This window comes from Natronosalvus halobius (genome assembly GCF_024138145.1).
GTDB classification, from domain to species: domain Archaea; phylum Halobacteriota; class Halobacteria; order Halobacteriales; family Natrialbaceae; genus Natronosalvus; species Natronosalvus halobius.
Genome location: NZ_CP099997.1, coordinates 2392709 through 2414482, shown reverse-complemented (window position 1 = coordinate 2414482; position 21774 = coordinate 2392709). Strand labels below are relative to the sequence as shown.

The 21774-nt window shown below is 66.5% G+C and carries 21 protein-coding genes; 8 read left to right on the top strand and 13 right to left on the bottom strand.

Features of this window, described 5'->3' with window-relative positions:
* Window positions 1-237: 237 nt before the first annotated feature.
* The gene (locus tag NGM15_RS11835; protein WP_253438058.1) at window positions 238-2115 is read left to right on the top strand and encodes a sensor histidine kinase; all 1878 of its coding nucleotides are present in this window, start codon (window positions 238-240) and stop codon (window positions 2113-2115) included.
* Window positions 2116-2137: 22 nt separating this feature from the next.
* Here the strand turns inward: NGM15_RS11835 and NGM15_RS11830 are convergent, their stop codons facing one another.
* Window positions 2138-3295, bottom strand: a complete 1158-nt coding sequence (locus NGM15_RS11830) for an MFS transporter (protein WP_253431118.1) — start codon at window positions 3293-3295, stop codon at window positions 2138-2140.
* 154 nt (window positions 3296-3449) lie between these two features.
* Complete coding sequence (locus NGM15_RS11825) at window positions 3450-4592, bottom strand: methyltransferase domain-containing protein (protein WP_253431115.1); 1143 nt, start codon at window positions 4590-4592, stop codon at window positions 3450-3452.
* A gap of 167 nt (window positions 4593-4759) precedes the next feature.
* On the opposite strand from NGM15_RS11825, the gene NGM15_RS11820 reads away from it, so the two are divergent.
* From NGM15_RS11820 to NGM15_RS11805, 4 genes are all read left to right on the top strand, one after another.
* On the top strand, window positions 4760-5320 hold the full coding sequence (locus NGM15_RS11820; protein ID WP_252700267.1) for a TATA-box-binding protein: 561 nt from the start codon (window positions 4760-4762) through the stop codon (window positions 5318-5320).
* A gap of 93 nt (window positions 5321-5413) precedes the next feature.
* Window positions 5414-5806 (top strand): DUF7473 family protein, encoded by a 393-nt coding sequence (locus NGM15_RS11815; protein WP_253431112.1) that lies wholly within the window; start codon window positions 5414-5416, stop codon window positions 5804-5806.
* A 278-nt stretch (window positions 5807-6084) separates the two neighbouring features.
* A complete protein-coding gene (locus NGM15_RS11810) occupies window positions 6085-6489 on the top strand; it encodes a DUF7344 domain-containing protein (RefSeq protein ID WP_253431109.1) in 405 nt (134 codons plus the stop codon).
* 164 nt (window positions 6490-6653) lie between these two features.
* Window positions 6654-7010 carry a DUF7344 domain-containing protein gene (locus NGM15_RS11805; RefSeq protein ID WP_253431106.1) on the top strand — a complete coding sequence of 119 codons (357 nt, stop codon included), beginning with the start codon at window positions 6654-6656 and terminating at the stop codon, window positions 7008-7010.
* Window positions 7011-7022: 12 nt separating this feature from the next.
* Here NGM15_RS11805 and guaA read toward each other — a convergent pair whose 3' ends face one another.
* The 7 genes from guaA to NGM15_RS11770 form a co-directional block, all read right to left on the bottom strand.
* Window positions 7023-7940, bottom strand: a complete 918-nt coding sequence (guaA, locus tag NGM15_RS11800; protein WP_253431103.1) for a glutamine-hydrolyzing GMP synthase — start codon at window positions 7938-7940, stop codon at window positions 7023-7025.
* A complete protein-coding gene (pyrG, locus tag NGM15_RS11795; RefSeq protein ID WP_253431100.1) occupies window positions 7940-9625 on the bottom strand; it encodes a glutamine hydrolyzing CTP synthase in 1686 nt (561 codons plus the stop codon). Before pyrG ends, guaA begins: the two co-directional genes overlap by 1 nt.
* Window positions 9626-9727: 102 nt before the next feature.
* Complete coding sequence (locus NGM15_RS11790; protein WP_253431097.1) at window positions 9728-10162, bottom strand: hypothetical protein; 435 nt, start codon at window positions 10160-10162, stop codon at window positions 9728-9730.
* A 6-nt stretch (window positions 10163-10168) separates the two neighbouring features.
* Window positions 10169-10381: a DUF8149 family protein gene (locus NGM15_RS11785; protein ID WP_253431094.1), complete on the bottom strand. Its 213-nt coding sequence runs from the start codon at window positions 10379-10381 to the stop codon at window positions 10169-10171.
* Window positions 10382-10440: 59 nt separating this feature from the next.
* A complete protein-coding gene (locus NGM15_RS11780; protein WP_253431091.1) occupies window positions 10441-10677 on the bottom strand; it encodes a HalOD1 output domain-containing protein in 237 nt (78 codons plus the stop codon).
* Window positions 10678-10832: 155 nt separating this feature from the next.
* A complete protein-coding gene (locus tag NGM15_RS11775) occupies window positions 10833-11942 on the bottom strand; it encodes a pyridoxal-phosphate dependent enzyme (RefSeq protein WP_253431089.1) in 1110 nt (369 codons plus the stop codon).
* A gap of 1 nt (window position 11943) precedes the next feature.
* Window positions 11944-12909 (bottom strand): succinylglutamate desuccinylase/aspartoacylase family protein, encoded by a 966-nt coding sequence (locus NGM15_RS11770; protein WP_253431086.1) that lies wholly within the window; start codon window positions 12907-12909, stop codon window positions 11944-11946.
* Between the two features lie 139 nt (window positions 12910-13048).
* Between NGM15_RS11770 and NGM15_RS11765 the strand changes: the two genes are divergently transcribed.
* The gene (locus NGM15_RS11765) at window positions 13049-14446 is read left to right on the top strand and encodes an MFS transporter (protein WP_253431083.1); all 1398 of its coding nucleotides are present in this window, start codon (window positions 13049-13051) and stop codon (window positions 14444-14446) included.
* A 49-nt stretch (window positions 14447-14495) separates the two neighbouring features.
* Here the strand turns inward: NGM15_RS11765 and hmgA are convergent, their stop codons facing one another.
* A complete protein-coding gene (gene hmgA, locus NGM15_RS11760; RefSeq protein ID WP_253431080.1) occupies window positions 14496-15722 on the bottom strand; it encodes a hydroxymethylglutaryl-CoA reductase (NADPH) in 1227 nt (408 codons plus the stop codon).
* A gap of 43 nt (window positions 15723-15765) precedes the next feature.
* Entirely contained in the window at window positions 15766-16167 is a 402-nt protein-coding gene (locus NGM15_RS11755; RefSeq protein ID WP_253431078.1) for a hypothetical protein, read from the bottom strand.
* A gap of 149 nt (window positions 16168-16316) precedes the next feature.
* Between NGM15_RS11755 and NGM15_RS11750 the strand changes: the two genes are divergently transcribed.
* Window positions 16317-18005 carry an amidohydrolase gene (locus tag NGM15_RS11750; RefSeq protein WP_253431075.1) on the top strand — a complete coding sequence of 563 codons (1689 nt, stop codon included), beginning with the start codon at window positions 16317-16319 and terminating at the stop codon, window positions 18003-18005.
* An 11-nt stretch (window positions 18006-18016) separates the two neighbouring features.
* Here the strand turns inward: NGM15_RS11750 and NGM15_RS11745 are convergent, their stop codons facing one another.
* A complete protein-coding gene (locus tag NGM15_RS11745) occupies window positions 18017-19411 on the bottom strand; it encodes a PQQ-binding-like beta-propeller repeat protein (protein ID WP_253431072.1) in 1395 nt (464 codons plus the stop codon).
* 223 nt (window positions 19412-19634) lie between these two features.
* Window positions 19635-20483: a class I SAM-dependent methyltransferase gene (locus tag NGM15_RS11740; protein ID WP_311136446.1), complete on the bottom strand. Its 849-nt coding sequence runs from the start codon at window positions 20481-20483 to the stop codon at window positions 19635-19637.
* Window positions 20484-20603: 120 nt separating this feature from the next.
* On the opposite strand from NGM15_RS11740, the gene ygfZ reads away from it, so the two are divergent.
* Window positions 20604-21737, top strand: a complete 1134-nt coding sequence (ygfZ, locus tag NGM15_RS11735) for a CAF17-like 4Fe-4S cluster assembly/insertion protein YgfZ (RefSeq protein ID WP_253431069.1) — start codon at window positions 20604-20606, stop codon at window positions 21735-21737.
* The last annotated feature ends 37 nt before the right edge of the window (window positions 21738-21774 follow it).

Sequence of the window (21774 nt, the reverse complement as noted above, 5' to 3'; positions counted from 1 at the left end):
CCGGCCGCCTGTACCGGTCGATGGAATTTCCGAATAGCAGTCCCGACACCGTCGAACGCCGTCTCGAGCCCGAACCGGACGCCCATCGGCCACGACACTGAAATACCGGGTGGGGTAACTATGAGTCAACGGAATGAGAGACAGGCGCGTTCGGTCGGTGTCGCGGACGAGTCGGCTAGCGCCGCGAGTCACGACGCCTCGCCGCCGACCCGTCGCCCTCGAGGCGGGTGGTCGCCGGTGACCCTCCGAACCGTTCCCATGATCGACCGCGTCCGCGACGCCTTCTTCGCCCTCGACACCGACTTTCGGTTCACGTACCTCAACGAGCGCGCCGAGGCGCTCCTGGAGCGCTCCCGGGAGGACCTCCTCGGGCGGGTCATGTGGGACGAGTTCCCCGAGACGGTCGAGACCCAGTTCCCCGACGGTTTCTACCAGGCGATGGACGAACAGGTGCCGGTCTCCTTCGAGGTGTACCACACGCCGCTCGAGACCTGGTTCGAAGCCCGGGCCTGGCCCGCCGAGAACGGGCTCTCGGTGTCCATGCGCGATATCACCGAGCGAAAGGAACAGGAGACGAAACTCGCCCGGAACACGGCCGTCGTCGAGGCGATCCAGGACGGCGTGGTCACCCTCGACGACAACAACCGGATCCTCTCGATCAATGCCACGGTCGAACGTGCCTTCGACACCGACGCGAGGGACCTGCGAGGTGAACACGTCGAGGCCCTCCTGGACCTCGCCGCCGTCGACGCCGACGACGCCGTCCACGTCGGCCGCGCGCTCAGCGACGTCGACGTCGGCAGCGCGGCCCAGCGAACGTTCGAGGTGGCCTACACCGACGCGACGGGCGCCGATCGGGTCGCCGAGGTCAGCGTCGTGCCGGTCGACCACGGCTCGGCGAATCTCGCGTGCATCGCCCGCGACGTCACCGACCAGCGCGAGTACGAGCGGGTGGTGACCTCGCTGCACGAGGTCACGCGCTGGCTCCTGCAGTCGAGCGATCCCGAGGAGATCTGTGCGATCGCCGTCCACGCCGGGAGCGACCTCCTTGACCTTCCGATCAGCGGCGTCTGGTTGCTCGACGACGAGTACGGCTACCTCGACCCCGTCGCCGGCACCGCGGGCGCGCACGACGAGTTCGGCGGCCTCCCCCGATTCCACCCCGGTGAGGGTCTCGTCTGGGACGTCTTCGAGGCCGGCGAGACCAGACACATCGAGGACCTGCAGGAAGCCGACGGCCTCTACAATCCCGACACACCGATCCGCTCTGAGATAATTGCGCCGATCGGCACCCACGGTATCCTGATGACGGGATCGAAGCGGGTCGCGAACTTCGACGACACCGACGTCGAGTTACTCTCGACGCTCGCCGAGAACAGCCGCGCGGCGCTCGATCGTGCGATCCGCGAGCAGGTACTCGAGGATCGGACGACCCAGCTCGAACACCAGACCGAACGCCTCGAGAGCGTGGCGAACGTACTCTCGAGCGACCTCAAGCGCCACCTCGAGGCCGTCGCGACGGCGCTCGAGGAGGAACCCGATCGGCCCGGCGAGTGGGAGTTTCCGCTCGCCGAAAACGCCGTCTCGACGACGCTCGATCGCACGGAACGCCTCGTCGACGACATTCGGGAGTTCGCCCGAAACGCGACAGCGGTCGGCCCCCGGACGCGGATCGACCTCGCGTCGGCGATCGAACACGCAGTCGAGGACTCCCGTCTCGATCGCCCCGCCGTGGTCGTCGACGCCGACGCGACCCTCCGGGCCGACCGGGAGCGATTCGATCACTTCCTCCAGACGATCTTCGACGATGCGGCCGCCCGCGCCGACGGATCGGTCACGATCCAGGTCGGACTGCTCGGCTTCGACGATCCCCGTTCGAGCGAACGCGGCTTCTTCCTCATGGACGACGCCGCCGAGATCCCGCCGACCGATCACGACCGGGTGATCGACCTGGAGTCACGTGGGGAGGACGCCGACGAGGAGCGCGGCCTCGGTCTCGCTCTCGCCCGGGCAATCGCCGACGCCCACGACTGGTCGCTGACGGTGACCAGCGGCCAGCACGGCGGGACGCGAATAGAGGTGTCCGACGTGACGACGCTCGAGCGTCACCCGTAGACGCCGGGCGAGGGCGGCGATCTCAACTCGGGAGCTTTCCGCTCCGCTCCAGGACGACGAGGGCGACGACCGTCGCGCCGAGAAACAGCGCGGCGACGGCGAACACCTCGTCGTAGGTGTAGTTCCCCTCGACGAAGACGCCGAGGACGTACGAGCCGAGCGACTGCGAGAGCATCCAGACGGAGCTGAACACGGCGTAGGCGCTCCCTCGCGTCGAATCCGGGAGCGTATCGAGCAGGTACGTGTCGACGGCCGGAAACAGCGCGTGGATCACGAAGCCGACAACGATGGTGAGCGCGACCAGCGGGATCATCCCCTCGACGAGCGTCAGCGCGAACAGGCCCGCGGCGAACGTGCCGACGATGCCGAGCAGGTACGGGATCTGCGGAAGGCGATCGGCCAGGTCGCCGCCGAAGAAAAACGCGGGGACGCCGGCGGCGAAGACGACGGTGAGCATCATCCCAGCCGCTCGGTCGGAGAGTCCCTTCGACTGCATGTACAGTTCGTAGAAGTTGAACACGCCCTGCCAGATGAACACGGCGACGCCTGCAATCGCTAGTGCGGTCACGATGAGCCGCCACTCCGAGAGCGCGCCGGCGACGAAGGCCCGATCCGACCGCCCCGCGTCCGGCATCTCGGTTCGCCTCGCGGTGAGCCACGTGTAGGCCGTAACCACGGCCCCGCCGACGGCGATTGCCCACAGCGACAGGCGCCAGTCGACGAAGAGCGTGAGCGCGACGAACGGAGCGGCGATCACCGCGGCGACCTGATTCGCCGCCCCGTGGATTCCCATGACGCGCCCGACGCGGTCGGGGTACAGTTCGCTCAAGAGCGGGTTCGCCGAGACGAAGTACACGCCCGACGCGATCCCCATGAGGAAGGCGCCGCCCATGAGGTGGGTGATCGAGGTAGCGGTCGCGGCGATCGCGGACGAAATCGCGAGAATAACTCCCGAGGCGAGCACGACGTGCTGTCTCGGGACTTTCGTGAGCACCCACCCGGTCGGCAGACGGGGGAACGCACTCCCGACCCACACGAGGGTGACGATGAGGCCCGCGGTCGCCTCGCCGATCCCGAATTCGGCGATAAACACGTTCAGCAGCGGTGCGAAGACGATTCTGGCGAGATTGATGAGAAAGACGAGTCCACAGAGGGATCCGAAGAGACGAGCGCGGGCCACGGTCAATCTTTTCTGCAGACCGTCTCAAGGCTTCCGAAAGCGGAATCCCCCGCCTCGACTGGCGGCGCTGTACCGGCGGAATCAGGAATCAGGGCTCTCGAGCCACCTTCGGCACGCTCGAGCCACCCTCGGCACCCTCGAGCCACCCTCACCCTCAGGAGAGGACCAGCACGTACCGCGTCAGCGACCGGTGAACCCGGCGTTCGAAGGCCGCCTCGAGCGTCCAGCCCGCTTCCCGAGCCTCGCTCGTCCAGGAGCGGTCGGCGACGACGACGGCCCGATCGGCCACTCGGCGGGATTCTACGAGCGCACCCGAAACCAGATCAGCCAGCCGGTGGCTTTCGATCTTCGACTGGCGGCCGTAGGGCGCGTCGAAGACGACGGCGTCGACGGCACCATCCTGGAGCGGGAGTCGGGTTCCGTCGCCGCGGGCGACGTGCCAGGACCCGCGCGGGACGCCGGTCGGCGACGGATCCTCGCGGTCCAGGAAGTGTTCGAGGTTTGTCCGCGCGCCGGCGACCATCTTCGCCTGGGCGTCAGTTCCGACGACGTTAGCCCCGACCAGTCCTGCCTCGACGAGGACGCCGCCGGTGCCACACATCGGGTCGAGGATCGTTCGTTCGGGTTCCGCGCCGGCGAGGTTGGCGACCGCGCGAGCCAGAAGTGGATCCATGCTTCCGGGCTGGAAGAACGGCTTGTCGGTCGGCGCCCGCGAGCCGAAGTCGCGGACGCTCTCGGCGGCGAGCCAGCCGAGGGCACAGACCGACACCCGTTTCCCGGATTCGTCGACTCGTTCCTCAGTTTCGTTGTTTCGCTCCCCAGTTTCGCCGTTTCGCTTCCTGGCTTCGTCGCTCGCGACCGACTCGAGCAGACCACCGCGGCCATCGTCGGCCTCGGACTCGAGGCTCCCCTCAGAGAAGACCGCACGGAGGACGTGATCGGGGTCCTCGAGGTCCACGGCGAACCCCCGGTCGACGAGGATGCTCCCGAGTTCGCGTTCGGCGTGTGTCGTGGCGACGCCGCTCGAGCCGTGGACGTCCGTCGCACGGACGGCGACCGTCCCCTCCCGATCGATCGAGGCGGCCTCGAGCAGGGCTCGCGCGCTCGTAACGGAGGCGTCGGTTCGGCCCACCAGGTCGCTCGCCGCGCGAGTGTAGGCCAGTCCGCGGACGCGCTCGGGAGCGAGAGCGTTCGCGACGGCCAGCCCCGGCGCGATCCGGGTGACGCCGGTGGCAGCGTGACGGCTCTCGACTGCCGCGAACGCGTCGTCTTCGCCGCCGTACTCGAGGAGATACACGTGTCTCGAGTGATGCTGGACGAGCAATGATCCTGTCGGTCGACTCGCGGGACGGTTCCTGGGCCGCGGTGAGCGTCATCCACTCGTCTGACACACTCAAAGAACCGGACAAATCAGCACGTAGTACCAAGCTTTATAAACCTTAAATACGTCTTTTTAAGCGACTTATGACGGATCCGAAGGACACCATCAACATCGAAAACGTGGTGGCGTCGACCGGCATCGGGCAAGAACTCGACCTCCAGAGTGTCGCGATGGACCTCGAAGGGGCCGACTACGACCCCGAGCAGTTTCCCGGTCTCGTCTACCGAACCCAGAATCCTAAATCCGCCGCACTGATCTTCCGCTCGGGGAAGATCGTCTGTACCGGCGCGAAGAGCACCGACGACGTCCACGAGAGTCTGCGAATCGTCTTCGACAAACTTCGCGAACTCCAGATTCAGGTGAACGAGGATCCGGAAATCGTCGTCCAGAACATCGTCACCTCGGCTGACCTCGGCCGCAATCTCAATCTCAACGCGATCGCTATCGGCCTCGGCCTCGAGAACATCGAGTACGAACCCGAGCAGTTCCCCGGCCTGGTCTACCGTCTCGACGAGCCGGAAGTGGTGGCGCTACTGTTCGGATCGGGCAAACTCGTCATCACCGGCGGGAAGAAGCCGGCCGACGCCGAACACGCCGTCGACAAGATCGTCTCCCGACTCGAGGACCTCGGTCTGCTCGAGTAGCAGTCCGACTCGCGGACTCAATTTTTGCTCGAATCTCCCCCTCGAGCGACGCGAATTCGGCACACACAAACCGCGTGATATCGTCTCTCGAGTATGCACGCTCCATCGTTTCTCGCGCAAGTCCCCGGCGGGATCGATCCGGCTGGGGGTGGCCCCCTCGCGTACCTCGGGACCTTCCTGCTGGCGACCGTCTTCTACGGCGTCACGCTCCACATCGCGGCCCGGTACGTGCTCGGGACGGTCCCGGTCAAACGCGCGTTCACCATTGGACCGGTACTGGCACTCGTCTCGGTCGTCCTCCAGCGGTGGGGCCCGCTGGTGGTCGTCCCGTTCATGGTCGCCGTCGCCTACACCGCGATCCTGATCGTCTACGACCTGGACTACAAACTCGCCGCGCTGGTCGCGGTGGCGTACTACACCGTCGCCGTCATCGTCGGGTTCACGATCTTGAACCTCTGGTTGTTGCTCGGAACGGCGCCTGCGTGAGCTGGCTGTTGCCTGGGACGGTACCGCGTGACGCCAGCGACCGTTCGTTTATCCTCGAGATAACCGATCAGCGTTCGTGATACTCGAGGCGAATTCAACCCGAATTTGCGATCGACGGACCGATTTTCACGCGTGGCAACGATCCCCCAGACGGGTCCTTGCAGCGAGTAATATCGTTTTACCGCCGGCTAAACGATTCGACCGAGTTGCGATCGGTGACGAACGACGAAACGACCACGCCGCTTTATGCGTAATATTCGAGTGAGTGGTTATCACCCATGACGTTCCGCGTCCCGACCAAGACGGCGAACTCGAGCGGTCGTGGCACGACCGCCGCTACGCACCCTGGCGCTGGTAATCGCGACACTCTCGCTCGTACCGAAGTCACTCGTGTGCTATCGTCGGACCGTCGCCGGACGCTCCTCGAGCACCTGCTCGATGCGGGAACGGCACTCGATGTCCACACGCTGATTGGCTGGCTCGCCGACGACGAACACGGGCCGACGGTCGAGACGACGATTCACCAGCTCCGCCAGCGCGTCCACGTCTCGCTGCGTCGGACGCACCTCCCGCTGCTCGAGGAGTACGGACTCCTCGTCTACAATCAAACGGAGGAACTCGTCGTCCCGACGTGGCGTCTCGAACTGTACGAATCGGTGCTCGAGTCGGACGATCGATCGTAGGAGGCGAGTAGGGGAAATAAGAGGCGAACGATGGACGAACGTCCGCTCGAGGTGCGCATCTAACGGCTCGAGCGAAGAATCGGCTTGGCCTCGGAAAGTCAGCTGTCCGGACTCTCCGCACGAGCCACGAGAAATCTTTTGTGCGCGCTCGCTCGACTACATTCATGGCCATGCTGATTCTCGCCGAGGCGGCCCTCGCGTTCGCCGGGCTTCTCGACGATGCTCTCGTGTATCTGGTTCAGTCGAGCGGCGTTCTGGGCCATCCCGTCCGACGACGCGTGATGTCGTTGCTCGTCGACCGCGAGATAGCGACCCGGGAGGAACTGGTGGCGGCGCTTTCGGACGACGAGACGCTCTCGGAACGCGAGGTCGAGCGACTCGAGACGATGCTCCACCACGATCACCTGCCGCGACTCGAGGAGGAACTCCTCGTCGAGTACGACGATCGAAACGGCGACGTCGTCCTCCGAACGGATCCGGCGGAGGCACGCGAGTTACTCGAATCAACCCCGAAAAACTGACCGCAATCCTCGCTACTCGTACTCGATCGTCGCCGGCGGCTTGTGCGTCACGTCGTAGACGACGCGCGCGACGTTTTCATTTTGCCCGGTGATTCGCGACTGGATCCGCTGGAGGGTCTCCCAGTCGAGTTCCTGGGCGCGAGCGGTCATGCCGTCGCGGGACTCGACCGATCGCACGGAGACCACCCAGCCGTGGACCCGGTTGTCGCCCTTGACGCCCGTTGCCTTGCCGATGACCGCGGCGAGCGCCTGCCAGGGATCGTACTCTTCGAGTTCTTCCTCGACGACGTGACAGGCGTCGCGGGCGACCTCGAGTTTCTCCTCGGTAACCTCGCCAATGACGCGCACGGCGAGTCCTGGACCGGGGAACGGCATCCGCTCGGCTACCAGTTCGTCGAGGCCGAGGTGGCGGGCGACATCGCGAACCTCGTCTTTGTAGAGATCTCGAACGGGTTCGACGATGCCGTCGAAATCGACGACTTCGGGGAGGCCACCGACGTTGTGGTGGGACTTGATCCCACCCTCGCTCTCGATCCGGTCGGGGTAGATCGTCCCCTGGACGAGGTAGTCGGCGTCGGCCTCGAGGGCCTCGCGTTCGAACTCGCGGATGAACTGCTCGCCGATAATTTTGCGCTTCTCCTCCGGATCCGTGACGCCGGCGAGCCCCTCCAGGAAACGCTCTTTCGCGTCGACGATTTCGAGGCTCTCCATGAACGAGAACGTCTCGCGGATCTGGTCGGTCTCGCCCTTGCGCATCAGGCCGGTGTCGACGTAGACCGGGGTGAGTCGGTCGCCGATGGCCTCGTAGGCCAGTGCGGCGGCCACCGAGGAGTCGACGCCGCCCGAGAGGGCGATGACGGCGTTCGCGTCGCCGATTTCGTTTTCGATCTCCGCGACGGCGTCGGGGACGAACGTGTCGGCGTCGACCATCAGTGCGTCACCTCGGTTTCGTCCGTGTCGCCCGCATCGTTCGGTACGTCTCCGCCATCCATCCGACCCGTCTGGAGCACGCTCTCGACCAGCCCCACGAACGGCGGACTCGGGTCGCCCGGTCGGGAACTGTACTCGGGGTGGTACTGCGTGCCCAGGAAGAACGGGTGGCCCTCGAGTTCGAGAATTTCCATCCGGTTACCTGCCGTCCCGGAAAACGTCAGCGGCTCGTCCGCGAACGCGTCGAAGTACTCGGGGTTGACCTCGTAGCGGTGGCGGTGGCGCTCCTGACACGAGGTGTCCTGGTAGAGGTCGTAGGCGAGCGTCTCGGGCTCGATGACGGTCGTGTGTTCGCCCAGACGCATCGTCCCGCCCATGTTCTCGACCTCGTACTGCTCGGGCAGGATGTCGATGACGGGGTGAGGCGTGTCCGCGTCCATCTCTGCCGAGTGTGCGTCCTCCAGACCGAGGACGTGGCGGGCGTACTCGACGACGGCCATCTGGAAGCCCAGACAGAGCCCGAGGAAGGGGACGTCGTGCTCGCGGGCGTAGCGAATCGCCTCGATCTTTCCCTCGGTGCCGCGCATGCCGAACCCGCCGGGGACGATGACGCCGTCGACGTCCTCGAGCTGGCCGTCGTGGCCGTCGGCGAGGTCGTCGGCGAACACCCACTCCACGTTGACCTCGGCGCCGAGTTCGAACCCGGCGTGTTTCAGCGACTCGTGAATCGACATGTAGGCGTCCTCGAGGTCGTACTTGCCGACGAGCGCGATGTCGACCGATTCGGTCTTCTCGGTGGTGACGACCTCGCGCCACTCGCGGGTGCGCTCTTCGGGCGGGAGCGCCGCGTCGGCCAGGTCGAAGTGTTCGAGGACGTACTCGTCTAAGCCTTCTTCCTCGACGGCCAGCGGGACGTGGTAGACGTCCTCGACGTCGGGGTTCGAGAAGACGGCCTCGGTGGGAATGTCACAGAACAGGGCGATCTTCTCTTTGGTACTGGGCTCGAGTTTGTCGTCCGACCGGCCGACGATTACGTCCGGCTGGAGACCGATCGACCGAACCTCCTTGACGCTGTGCTGGGTTGGCTTCGTCTTCTGCTCGCCGTTTTTCGAGTACGGGACCAGGGTCACGTGGACGAACAGGACGTTCTCCTCGGGTTCCTCGTGGGCGAACTGGCGCAGGGCCTCGAGGTAGGGCATCCCCTCGATGTCTCCGACGGTGCCGCCGACCTCGATGAGGCAGACGTCCGATCCCTCGGCGGCCTCGCGGATGCGACGCTTGATGTCGTCGGTGATGTGCGGGATGATCTGGACCGTCTTCCCGAGGTAGTCGCCCGCGCGCTCCTTCTCGATCACGTGCTTGTAGGTCTTGCCCGTCGTAACGTTGTGATCGGAGTGCATGTCGATCCCGAGGAAGCGCTCGTAGTTCCCGAGGTCGAGGTCGACCTCGCCGCCGTCCTTGAGGACGTACACTTCCCCGTGCTGGTAGGGGTTCATCGTCCCGGCATCGACGTTCAGGTACGGGTCGATCTTGACGGCAGTGACGTCGAAGCCCGCGTTCTTCAGGAGTCGGCCGGTGCTCGCGGCCGTAATCCCCTTCCCGAGACCTGACATCACCCCGCCGGTGACGAAAATGAACTTGCTCCCCAGCGAGGAGTCGTATTGGGTGTCCGGTTCCGTCGGCATACCGAGTGTCCGGGTGAGGGGATCAAAACCATTTCGGGACGGGTCCGCCCACGGTACGAACTGGCAGCCGCAACCCGCTGCCGTCGCCGCCGCGAGGGTGCGTCATCCCCCCGAGACCGTTCCCGCCGCCGTTTCCACGACCAGTTCCGGAACCGTCGTCCGCTCGGCCAGCACGACCGCCACGACTCCGAGGGCCGCCCCGACCAGCATCGCCTCGAGCATCTGCGAAATCGACACCTCGAGCACCATCGTCGCGGTCACGCCGAACGGCAGTGTGAGAACGGCGGCACCGAAGCCGACCAATGCGGCGAGCTCTCGCGGCCGCGCTTCGAGGAGGCCGCGAGCGAGCCAGGCGAACGGGCCGAGCAACACGAACCCGGCGATGGCTGCGGCGACGACCAGTGCCCAGGGAGTGGGGTCGGCCGCGAGCAAGCGTCGGCCGGAACGAAACGCGAGCGCACCGACCACGACGAACGCGGGGAGCACTCGCCAATCCCATCCGGCCAGCGCCGGGTCTCGAATTTGTGCGTTCGGCACTCCCGATCAGCCCTCGTCCTCGAGAAGGCCCAGGTCCTCGACCACGAGGTCGGCTAGTTGCGCCTTGAGGTCCGGATCGACCTCCGCGATCGGTTCGCCGTCGTGAACGGTCTCGTTGTGGCGCTCGATCGACTCGGCGAGTTCCGACAGCGGCACGCGAGTTCGCGTCTCGCACGCGGAACACTCCACTGGAACGCGGGCCTCGTCTGAATCCGTCATCACGTGGACACTCGAGGGGCACCCTCAAAGTGGTATCGTCGCTCGCGAGAGCTTCGAGGCTACGCCCGCTCGGTCAGACACACCTCCTCCAGCGTTACGTCGACATCGAACCCCGCGAACTCGAACCGGACGCGAACGTCGTCACCACCCTCGAGCACCCCGTCCAGGGCATCGCCGTCGACGGAGTCGTACAGCGGTTCGAGGTCCTCCGGTTGACGACCCGCAGCGGCCGCGACGGCCTGGACGACCGCGAGCGTCGGCGATTCCCCATCGACCGGCCAGCAGTGATTCCCCATTTCCATCTCCGTCCCTCAAGAGGTGCTCGATACTGACCCTCGCGCCGGTTCTCATCTCGTGGGAACGATCGAGTGTGACGTTGTCTGGCTAGTCGACAGTCGTCGGTCCACAGTTATCCAGGCACCTAGGCACTCAGGCACTCAGGAACCCAGACCTACATCGTCTTCAGCCCGCTCCCCGTGAGCGGGACCACCACGTCATCGTCGTCGTCCAGGACACCCGCCTCACGGTACCGACGGAGGGCCGCCGGGGCCGCCGCACACGTCGGCTCGACGTAGTAGCCGTTCCGGTGGAGCCGATCCAGGGTCGTCTCCAGGACGTTGCTCCCCAGCGCGATGGCGTCGCCGTCAGTCGCGTCGATGGCCTCGAGGATCTGGGTGCCGCGGGCGGGTTCGGCGATCTGGATGCCGTCGGCGATGTCGGTTCGCTCTCCATCCTCGCCCCTCGTCTCCCCGCCGAGGGCGGCGACGATGGGCGCGTAGCCCGCCGCCTGGGCTCCGAGCAGGCGTGGCATCGACTCGACGATTCCGGCGTCGTTGAGCAGTTTGAACCCCCGGTAGGCGCCCAGGAAGAGCGTTCCGTGGCCGATCGGGAGCACCAGCGCGTCCGGGACGGTCCACCCGCGCTGGGCGGCGATTTCGAACGCGAACGTCATCGTCCCCGCGTAGAACGCCGGGTTCCAGGCATGGGAGGCGTACCACCCCTCGCCGCTCTCGACGGCGTCGAGACAGGCCGCCGTGACGTCCTCGCGACTCCCCTTGACGCGGACGGGGCGTGCGTCGACGCGCTGGATCGCCATCAGCTTCGACTGCTTGACGTCCGCGGGTACGTAGATGTCGGCCTCGAGGCCGGCTTTCGCCGCGTAGGTCGCGATGGCCGCTCCGGCGTTGCCCGAGGAGTCCTCGACGACCTTCTCGACGCCGAGTTCGACCGCGCGAGAGAGGGTCGTCGTCGCGCCGCGATCCTTGAACGAGCCCGTGGGAAAGACGTACTCGAGTTTGAACTGAGCGTCCCACTCTGGAGCGTCGACGAGCGGGGTGAACCCCTCGTGGAACGTGACGTGTTTCTCGATGGGGAGGAACTCGAAGAACGTCCACAGCCCCTCGGTGGTGTCGAGCTGAGAGAGCGGCAGCGGGTTCCCCTCGGGGTGGGGACGAGCTGCGAACTCGAGGCCGTGCCCGCAGGTACAGCGCCAGGGTTCGTCCGGGCCGGCGGCGTACTCGGCCCCGCAGTCGGGACAGACGAGGTCGCTTGGGGTGTCCACGTCAGATCACCTCGAGGTCGGTTCCAACCGAGCAGACGTACTCGCCGGTCGCGACCTGTGGGAGGCGCCGACTCCGCCAGAAGATGCCGTCGCTGTCGGCGGTCACGGTCGCCTTCGACTCGCCGAAGGGCGTGGTCACCTCGAAGAGGGTGTCGCCGGCCGCGACGCGCTCGCCCAGCGACGACTCGAAGCGGACGAGGCCGCCGACCGGCGAGCCGTACTGGTCGAACCCGGTCGCTCGCGTCTGGTCGACGAGTTCGCCCTCGCCCTCGAGGAACCCGTAGTACCGGAGGACGTTGAACAGGCCCGCGACGCCCTTCTCGATACTGCCCTCGTCCCAGCCGGTCGCCCCGCCAAGTTCGGGATCGATCGTCGGGATGCCCTCGTTCGGTGCCGCGCGGGCGAGTTGCCCCTCGGGCCCCTTCTGGTCCAGGACGTGCCCGCACTCGAGGGCGAACGCGCGCGCGAGTTCGAGACACGACTCGTGGAGGCGGTGGCGGTGGCCACAGCGGACCCGCACCTCGTCGATCATGCGACTGGTCGACCCCTGGTGGAGGTCCACGATGAGGTCGGCCTCGCGGGCGATCTGGAAGGTGGCGTGGGCGATGCGCTCGCTCGAGGTGCCCGACTCGTTGCCGGGGTAGGTTCGGTTCATCTTCGTGTCGTCGATCGGGTTGCGGTGTTCGGCCACTTGGAAGGCGTGGTAGTTGACGATTCCCACGACCAGGATGGTTCCCGACAGTTCGGTGGGATCGATCCGTGGAACGGCGCGGCTGAGCACGCCGACGCCGTTCAACTCGTCGCCGTCGCTGGCTGCCTGCACGTAGAGCGTCTTCCCCGGTTCGGCGCCGTTGATCACGGCGACCGGGAGGCCGAACGGGCTGCCGTCTCGGGTTTCGCCGACCTCGAGTCGGCCCGTGTCGATCTCGCCGGGTGACGCGCTCGCCGTCCCGAGCGTCGTCGTCATGTGCCCGAGGAAGCGCCCGCCTGTCTTTACTGGTTCGGTCTTTCGATGCGGGCGGGAGCCGGCGTGGCGCCTCGGGTGCGCGGCGTTCAGCTCGTCGGGACGGAAATGTCCTTGTCGGTGGAGCCAGAACCGGCACCGTATGAGCCTCGAGGACTCCCAGACGGACGCGGCCGACCCGCTCGACGCCTGGCGCCAGTTTTTCGCCCTCGAGCGGGACGTGATCGTCCTCTCGCTCGCCATGTTCGCGTTCAGCCTCAGTTTCCAGATGACGAGTCGCTACATGGCCGAGTACATGGTCGCGCTGGGGGCGACGGGCGTCGCCGTCGGACTCTTCGGAACCGCTGGGAACGTAATCAGCGCCGTCTACCCCTACCCCGGCGGCGCGATTTCGGACCGCATCGGCTCCCGGTACGCCCTCACCGCGTTCGGCCTTCTCGCCACCATCGGATTCGGCGTCTGGCTCGCGGCGCCTCTCCTGGCCGACGTCGCCGTTGGCCCTACTAACCTCGCCATCGTCGCCATCTTCCTCGGGCTGATCCTCGCCCAGGCCTGGAAGTCCTTCGGCCTCGGGGCCACCTACGCCATCGTCAAGCAGGCCGTCCCGCCCTCACAGCTGGCGGCGGGGTTCGCCAGCACCGAGAGCTTTCGTCGGACGGCGTTCCTCGTCGGCCCCCTGATCGCTGCTATTCTCTTCGCCCCCTTCACCAGCGCTAGCGACGAGGTGGTCTTCGCCTTCCAGCTGATCCTCGTCGTGGCCGTCGCCTTCGGCGTCTTCGGCACGCTGGTCCAGCATCGGCTGTACGACTCGAGCGACGACTCCTTCGGCAAGGAGTTCGAGGGGATTTCTCAGCTCCTCGCGGATCTTCGGAACCTCCCCGACCCGCTACGGCCGCTCCTGGTCGGCGACACCCTCGTTCGGTTCGCCAACGGGATGGTCTACGTCTTCTTCGTCCTCGTGGTCACCGACTTTCTCGCGGTGGGCCTCGCGCTCCCGGCGTCGATACCCGTCGTCGGCGACTCGCTCTCGCCGCAGGCGTTCTTCGGCCTCCTCTTGGGCCTCGAGATGGCGGTCGCCCTGCTGGTGATGATCCCGGCCGCGAAAGCCGCCGAGCGCGTGGGACTCAAGCCGGTCGTCTCGCTCGGCTTTCTCGTCTACGCGGTGTTCCCGATCATGCTGATCTCGGTGCCTGAGGGCGGAGTCGGTGCACTCTCCACAGCGGGGGTCCTCGCGGTCCTGTTCGCCTTCTCCGGACTCCGATTTGCGGGCCTGCCGGCCCACAAGGCCCTGATCGTCGGCCCCGCGGAGATGGGCGCCGGGGGGCGAGTCACGGGCGCGTACTACCTCCTGCGGAACGTGATCGTCATCCCCAGCGCCGCCCTCGGGGGATTTCTCTGGGCGGGACTGTCGAATCCCCTGACGGGGGAGCCGATCCTGGCCGGCGATCCGGTCCTCGCCTTTACCATCGCGACCGTCATCGGCCTCGTCGGGACGGGTTACTTCCTCGCCTTCGGCCAGGAGTTCGAGGCCTACGCCTGACTCGAGCGGAGAACAGAGTTGCGACCGATTACTGAAGCGCTTCGTCCGACTACCGACCCAGATCCGCGTGCGCGCTCGCGAGGTGCCTCGAGGCCAGCGCCGCCAGGAGCGAGAGTTCGCCCGCCAGTGCGCCGACCGCGATGACCTCCGCGAGGGCGTCGGCGTTGCTCCCCGCGGGGTCGCCGCCCCCACGCAGGCCCAGCACGTCGAGCGCCTCTGACTGGGTCGGGAGTTTCGTGCCGCCGCCGACGGTGCCGACCTCGAGCGAGGCCAGCGAGACGGAGGCGTAGAGGTCGGACGCCCCGTCGTCGTTCGGACGGGCGTCCATCGTCGTGATCGCGTTCGCCCCCTCGACGACCTGGGCCTCGTCCTGGCCAGTCGCGAGGAAGGCCGCGCCGACGACGTTGGCCGCGTGGGCGTTGAACCCCAGACTGCCCGCCTTGGCGCTCCCGATCAGGTTCTTGCGGGTGTTGGCCTCCGCGATGGCGTCGGCGGTGGTGTGCAAGCGTTCTTCGACGATCTCGCCGGGGATCACTACGTCTGCGGTGACGGAGCGGCCGCGACCCTCGACGGCGTTGATCGCCGCGGGCTTCTTGTCCGAACAGAGGTTTCCCGAGAGAGCCACGAGAGAAGCGGGCGTCTCATCCTCGACGACCGTGCAGGCCGCTTCCGTCGCAATGGTAGCCATGTTCATCCCCATCGCGTCCTTGGTGTCGTAAGCGAAACGCAGGTAGACCGAGTCGCCGACGACGTAGGGCTCGACGTCGAGCAACTCGCCGTGGTTCGTCGTCGACTCGGCGGCCTCGCGCAGGGCCTCGAGGTTCTCGCCGACCCACTCGACGGTCTCGGCAGCCTCGACGACGCCCTCGACGCGGAAGACCGGGGCGCGGGTCATGCCATTTTTCGTCACGCGGGCGCTCGCACCGCCAGCCGACTCGATAACCGAGAGGCCGCGGTTGACCGAGGCCAGGAGCGCGCCCTCGGTCGTCGCCAGCGGCAGTCGGTACTGCCCGCTCGCGGCGCCGCCGTCGACGGTGACGGGGCCGGCGACGCCCATCGGCACCTGGGCCGCACCGATCATGTTCTCGATGGCGGATTCAGCCACCTCGGCGTCGAAGGCGTAGTCGCCGACCGTCTCGAGGTCGGCGTCGGTCTCGGCCTCGACCAGGACCCGGCGGGCCGCGGCCGCGGTGTCGTGATCGGCGTGGTCCTCGAGTTCGTGCAGTCGCAAGTCGCCCGTCCGGACGCGCTCGGCGAGGGTCTCGGCGTCGGTCATGTGCGAGGAATCGGGGCGGTGGGTGCTAAGGGTTGCTGATTCGTCACCGCGAGCGCTCGACTCGAGTCGCCGACGAACTGGTTTCGCTCGACGTGCGATAACCGGCCCAGAACTCGTGACCTACCAGGATCACGAACGTCCCGCCGGCGACGACCAGGATGGCCCACCGCTGCCAGCCGGCGGCGTCCCCGCCGATCATCGCCGCGAAAACCAGCGTCGCGATGACGGCGAATCGAACCCGGGCGCGAGGGGAGACCTCGTCGTCGGTGATCGCGAGGTACAGTTGCGGGAGAACGACCACGAACCCGGAAAACAGGAGGAATGTGAGGAGGGGCGAGTCGAGCGGACCGACATCGAGGACGGCCTCGAGACCGATGAGCAGTCCGATCGTGGCAACGAACAACACGAACGAACCGAGTATGACGCGGTTTTCACGAGAGACCATGGGTAAGATATTCTACTTCTTACACAAAATACCCCGCCTCCTCTGACCCGCCCGCTGGTCACGACGCGGTCGTCCGCTTTTCCAACCGTTTTGCGACGAGGTCACCCGCTTTCCCAACCGTTTTGCCCTCTCCGTGCGCGCACTCGAACATGACCGAAGCCGCCGACACGCTGCTCGTCGACGCCCGCGTCTACTCGCTGGCGGACGTGGACGGGACCGACCCCGACGCTCCCGAACCCAATCCGACGGAGGCGCTGGCGATCCGCGACGGCGAGATCGTCCACGTCGGCCGCGAGTACGAGGTCCGCTTCCTGGAGGGCGTCGAAACCAACGTGATCGACTGCGAGGGCCGGCCCGTTCTTCCGGGATTCATCGACGCGCACACGCACGTAGAGAATCTGGGGCAGTACCTGGTCCACGCCGACCTCTCCGCGGCCGAGACGCTCGAGGGCGCCCTCGACGCGCTCGCGACTCACGCCGGCGACGCGAGCGACCGAGAGTGGCTCCTCGGGTTCGGCTACGACGAGAGCGAGTGGCCCGAGAACCGGTACCTCTCCGCATCGGACCTGGATGCCGTCAGCGAGGACCGCCCCGTCGTCGCGATGCGCGTCGACATGCACACCGCCTCGCTGAACTCGGTCGCGCTCGAGCGTCTGACCGGGTCGATGCCGGACGACGACGTCGAAACCGAGGGCGACGACCCGACCGGTGTCGTGGTCGAGGAAGCGACCGAGGCCGTCTGGGACGCCATCGAACCCGACTACGCGGAGACACGGGACCTCGTCATCGCCGCCCTCGAACACGCGAACGTGCTGGGCGTAACCAGCGTCCACGACAAGGTTCGCCAGTCCCACGCCCCGCGGGTGTACCGGGACCTCGAGGCTGCGGGCGAACTGACCTGCCGGGTGCGACTGGATTACTGGAGCGACCACCTCGAGAGCGTCCTGGACGCGGGCCTCGCGACGAACGGCGGGAGCGAATTCGTAGAGATGGGCGGGATCAAGTCGTTCACCGACGGGAGTTTCGGTGGCCGGACGGCGAAGTTGTTCGAGCCGTACGCGGATCTGCCGGGGGATGGGGGCGACAGCCGCGATGACGGTAACGGCGGCGGCGGCGGTGTCGGTAACGGCGACAGCGATGGTGACGATAACGGCGACAGCAACCGCGACGACCCCGGAGCGGGCCGCGGCCAGTGGGTCGTCGACCCCGACGAACTCGAGGAAATCGCCGCGAAAGCCACTGCTGAGGGCGACTACCAGCTCACCGTCCACGCCATCGGCGACGAAGCCATCGAAGAGACGATTTCGGCGTTCGAGGCAACCGCCAACGGCGGGTCGGCCCGCCACCGCGTCGAGCACGTCGAACTCGCGACCGACGACCACCTCGAGCGGATGGCCGAGGCGGGAATCGTCGCCTCCGTCCAGCCGAACTTCCTCCAGTGGGCGGGCGAGGGTGGCCTCTACGACCAGCGCCTCGGCGTCGAGCGCCGCGAGCGGACGAACCGCTACCGGTCGATGCTCGAGGCGGGCGTTCCGCTGGCGTTCGGTTCGGACTGCATGCCCCTCGACCCGCTACTCGGGGTTCACCACGCGGTGAACGCGCCCGTCGAGGCCCAGCGGCTCTCGGTAACGGCAGCGCTGCGGGCGTACACCGCGGGCGCAGCCTACGCCGGGTTCGACGAGGGCCGACTGGGGACGCTCGAGGTCAGCAAAAAGGCGGATATCACGGTTCTCGAGGCGTCACCGTGGGATCGGCCGGAGCAAATCGACGAGATCGACGTCGCGATGACGCTCGTCGACGGGGCCGTAGTCCACGACGCGGGGCTCGAGTCGAGCTGACGCTCGGAGCGTCAGCAGACCTCGTCTTCGTCGGGTGCGTCGTCTTCCACACTGTCGTCCGCACCGTCTCCGCCATCGGGGTCGTCGCCGGACGATCCGTCCTCGCGACCGTCCCCGGAATCAGTTTCCGATTCGTCGTTGTCGTCTTCGTTCTGATCCCCGTCCTCACCCTCGTCTTCGCGGTCTCGGTCGTCCCCAGCGTCGTCATCCCCCTCGTCCGTTTCGGCCGGGCGCAACGCCCGGATTCGGTCGCCTCCTGGCTGTGGTAGATCGCGTCCGTAATCGTACAGCGTCTCCTCGTCGACCGCCTGTACTTTGTACACGTCGATGCCGTCCTCTTTGGACGGCACGTCCCATCGCCTCGTGCCGTCCTCGAGGTCGAATCCGTATGCGGTTTCCCCCTGCCCCCATATCGTCGCGGTCGTGACGACGAGCGTGTCACCGATGATCGTCACGCTCCCGCCGTCTCCGTACTCCCTGCTGGTACCCCGCATATCGTTCCACCCACGTTCCAGGTGACTCACGTACACTCCCATTTCGTCGTAGGAGGCTCTGATCTCACCGGTCGCGGCGGCCGGCCCCCATCCCTTGATTTTACTCGTCTCCCCGGTTTCCGGGTCGAACGCCAGACTCTCGTACCCTGCGTGAGATCGGATATACACCGCCTGTTCTGTCGCCGTGGCCGGCCCGCGGATCGTCTCGCCAGTAGACGACGTCCACGCCGTCTCGCCAGTGGCCGCGTCGAACGCCGCCACTTTCTCTTTGTCGGCAGTTACCGCGTACACCTGTTCACCCGCGACGGCGACCGGCTCCGTCTCGAGCGGACGGGGTTCCTCCTCCTCGTCGGGGATTTCGGCGGTCTCGCGCTTCCAGTCGGTCGAGCCGTCCGCCGGGTCGAGCGCGTAGAGCGTTCCGTTCGCGACGGTGTACACGCGTCCGTAGATGACCGTCGGACTCGAGACGGTCGGGTCGTCGACCTCGAACTCGCGCGTCCAGCGGACCGAGCCGTCCGCGGCGTCGAGCGCCGACAACTGTTCGCCGCCGACGTAGACGGTATCGCCGGCCACCGCGGGCGTCTCGTCGACGGGTAGTTCCTCGCTCACCCACTGGACGGAGCCGTCCGCGGCGTCCAGGGCGTGAACTTCGGGGAGCCCCTCGGAGACGGTGGTGCAAACGTACACACGGCCGTCCACGACGGCGATGTCTCCGCCCTGGTCGTACTCCCAGGCGACTCGCTCCGGTTCCGGGAACTCGCCGTCCACAGGCAGGTATCTGGCGTTTCCCGGGTTCCCACCGGAGGACGACCAGCCGGTCGGTTCTTCGAGGTCGGCTTCGGCCATCCCCTCCGATGTCACTCCTGCCGTAGCGAGCACACTTCCAGCGACGAGCGTTCCACCAGCTGCCAATACGGATCTTCGATTCCAGTCTGGCATACTCCATTCGTCGGTAGATAGTATGATTACTAACAGGTAATTAGAGAAGAATTTCGAATGAGCCAACTGCTGCAGTCAGCTAAAAACGGCATCGACTGGTGTTTTCGGTCGGGAGCGTTCCGGTTACGCGGACTGGACATTCCGGTGACTGTTTCGGGTCGAACGACGCCGCGAGCATCAGCCGACCGGCTGGCGATCAGGTCCGCTCGAGTCGGGCGACGAAGAACGTCCACGGGTGGTCCTCGTCTTCTCCATCGCCTTCGCTGTCGTTGTCCTCTCCGTACTCGTCTTTCCCTTCGCTGTCCTCTCCGTACTCGTCTTTCCCTTCGCTGTCGTTGTCCTCTCCGTACTCGTCTTTCCCTTCGCTGTCCTCTCCGTACTCGTCTTTCCCTTCGCTGTCCTCTCCGTACTCGTCTTTCCCTTCGCTGTCGTCCTCGATTTCGACCTCTCCCTCACCTTCGCCGTCGTTGGCGAACTCCTCCGGCACGCCCCACTCCTCGAGCACCGCGAACCCTGCTTCTTGTAACTGGCCTCGCGTCGCCTCCGCACCCGCAATCTCCCAGGACATCTCGACGCCACTCTCGAGCCAGTCCAGGTTCTCGCCGGTCCAGGCGTTCGTCCCCTCACACAGGAGGAGTCGTCCACCCGGTCGGAGGACGCGCTTGAACTCTTCGACCACTGTCCGGTGCTCGTCGAGCGGGACGTGGATCAGCGACCAGTAGGCGACGACTGCGTCGAACGACGACTCCTCGAGCGGCAGTGCCGTCATGTCACCCTGTACGTGCCCGGCTTCCGGCGCGTTCCCCGTCGCCAGTCCCAGCTGCTCGCGCGAGAAGTCGAGCCCGACGGCGGTCGTCGTCTCGGCCAGCCGCGACAGCACCGGGGTTCCCTGGCCACACCCCGCGTCGAGAACGCGTCTGGGGTCTTCGAGCGAGTCCAGGAAGCGCTCGAGGACCCCCGTCCCGGGGCCGTCGTCCGACCGCTGGGCTGCGTATATCGGGGCCAGCTCGTCGTAGCTCCGGCGAACGGCGTTCTTGTCGGCCATTTCGATGGTGTCTCGAGGCTGGCCTGTTGAAGCTTTTCGTGCCGTGTTAGCAGTGATCGTACATCCCTCGAGTGAGCCCGAGACCGAAACGGCCGTAGGGCTTCGCCGCCAGGTACCGGTATGCACGCGAGCGCCATCGAGTCGATCCACGAAGACCACGGCGCGACGTTCACCGAGCGCGGCGGGCGCCGGGTCGTCGACCACTACGGGCGACCCGAACGCGCCCACCGCGCCGTCAGGAACGGCGTCGGGCTGATCGAGACCGCGTACGACGTGATCGTCGTCGAGGGCGACGACCGCCTCGAGTACGTCGACAACGTCGTCTCGAACCGAGTCCCGGGCGCCGACGGCGAGGGGTGCTACGCCCTGTTGCTCGACCCCCAGGGTCGAATCGAGTCAGATCTCTACGTCTACAATGCGGGCGAGCGCCTGCTCCTCTTCACGCCGCCCGGTCACGCTGCCGAGGTCGCCGCCGACTGGTCCGAGAAGGTGTTCATCCAGGACGTCGAGATCCGCGAGGCGACCGACGAGTTCGCCATCTTCGGGGTTCACGGTCCGAACGCGACCGAGAAGATTGCGAGCGTACTCAACGGAGCCGCCGCTCCCGAGGATCGATTCACGTTCGTCCGGGGCTCGATGGGCGACGCCGGGGTGAGCGTCGTCCGGACCGACGACCTCGCCGGGGAGGAGAGCTACGAGGTCGTCTGCGGCGTCGACGTCGCACCCGACGTCTACGAGGTCCTCTCGATCCAGGGGCTCAACGCGGCCCCGTTCGGCTACCGGACCTGGGACACCCTCACGCTCGAGGCCGGCACCCCGCTGTTCGAGTCGGAACTCGAGGGCACGATTCCGAACGTGCTCGGCCTGGACCTGGCGCTCGACTTCGAGAAGGGGTGTTACGTCGGCCAGGAGGTCGTCTCCCGGGTCGAGAACCGGGGGCAGCCGAGTCGCAAGTTGATCGGGCTGGTTCTCGAGTCCGACGTCGATACCAACCCGGAATCCGAATCGCCGACCGACGCCCTGCCGACCTCCGGCGCGACCGTCTTCGACGGCGACGCCACCGTCGGTGAGATCACCCGCGCCGCGGTCAGCCCCGTCCTCGAGGAACCGATCGCGCTCGCGCTTGTCGAGTACGATCTCGAAGACCCCGACCTCTCGGTCCGGGTGGACGGCAACGAAGTGGAAGCGACATCGACGGCGCTCCCGTTCGTGGAGGGATCGGAACGATCCGCGCGCGTGCCGACCTACGAGTAAGTCTCTCGGAGTGATCGCGTTGGAGGGGGCGTCTCGG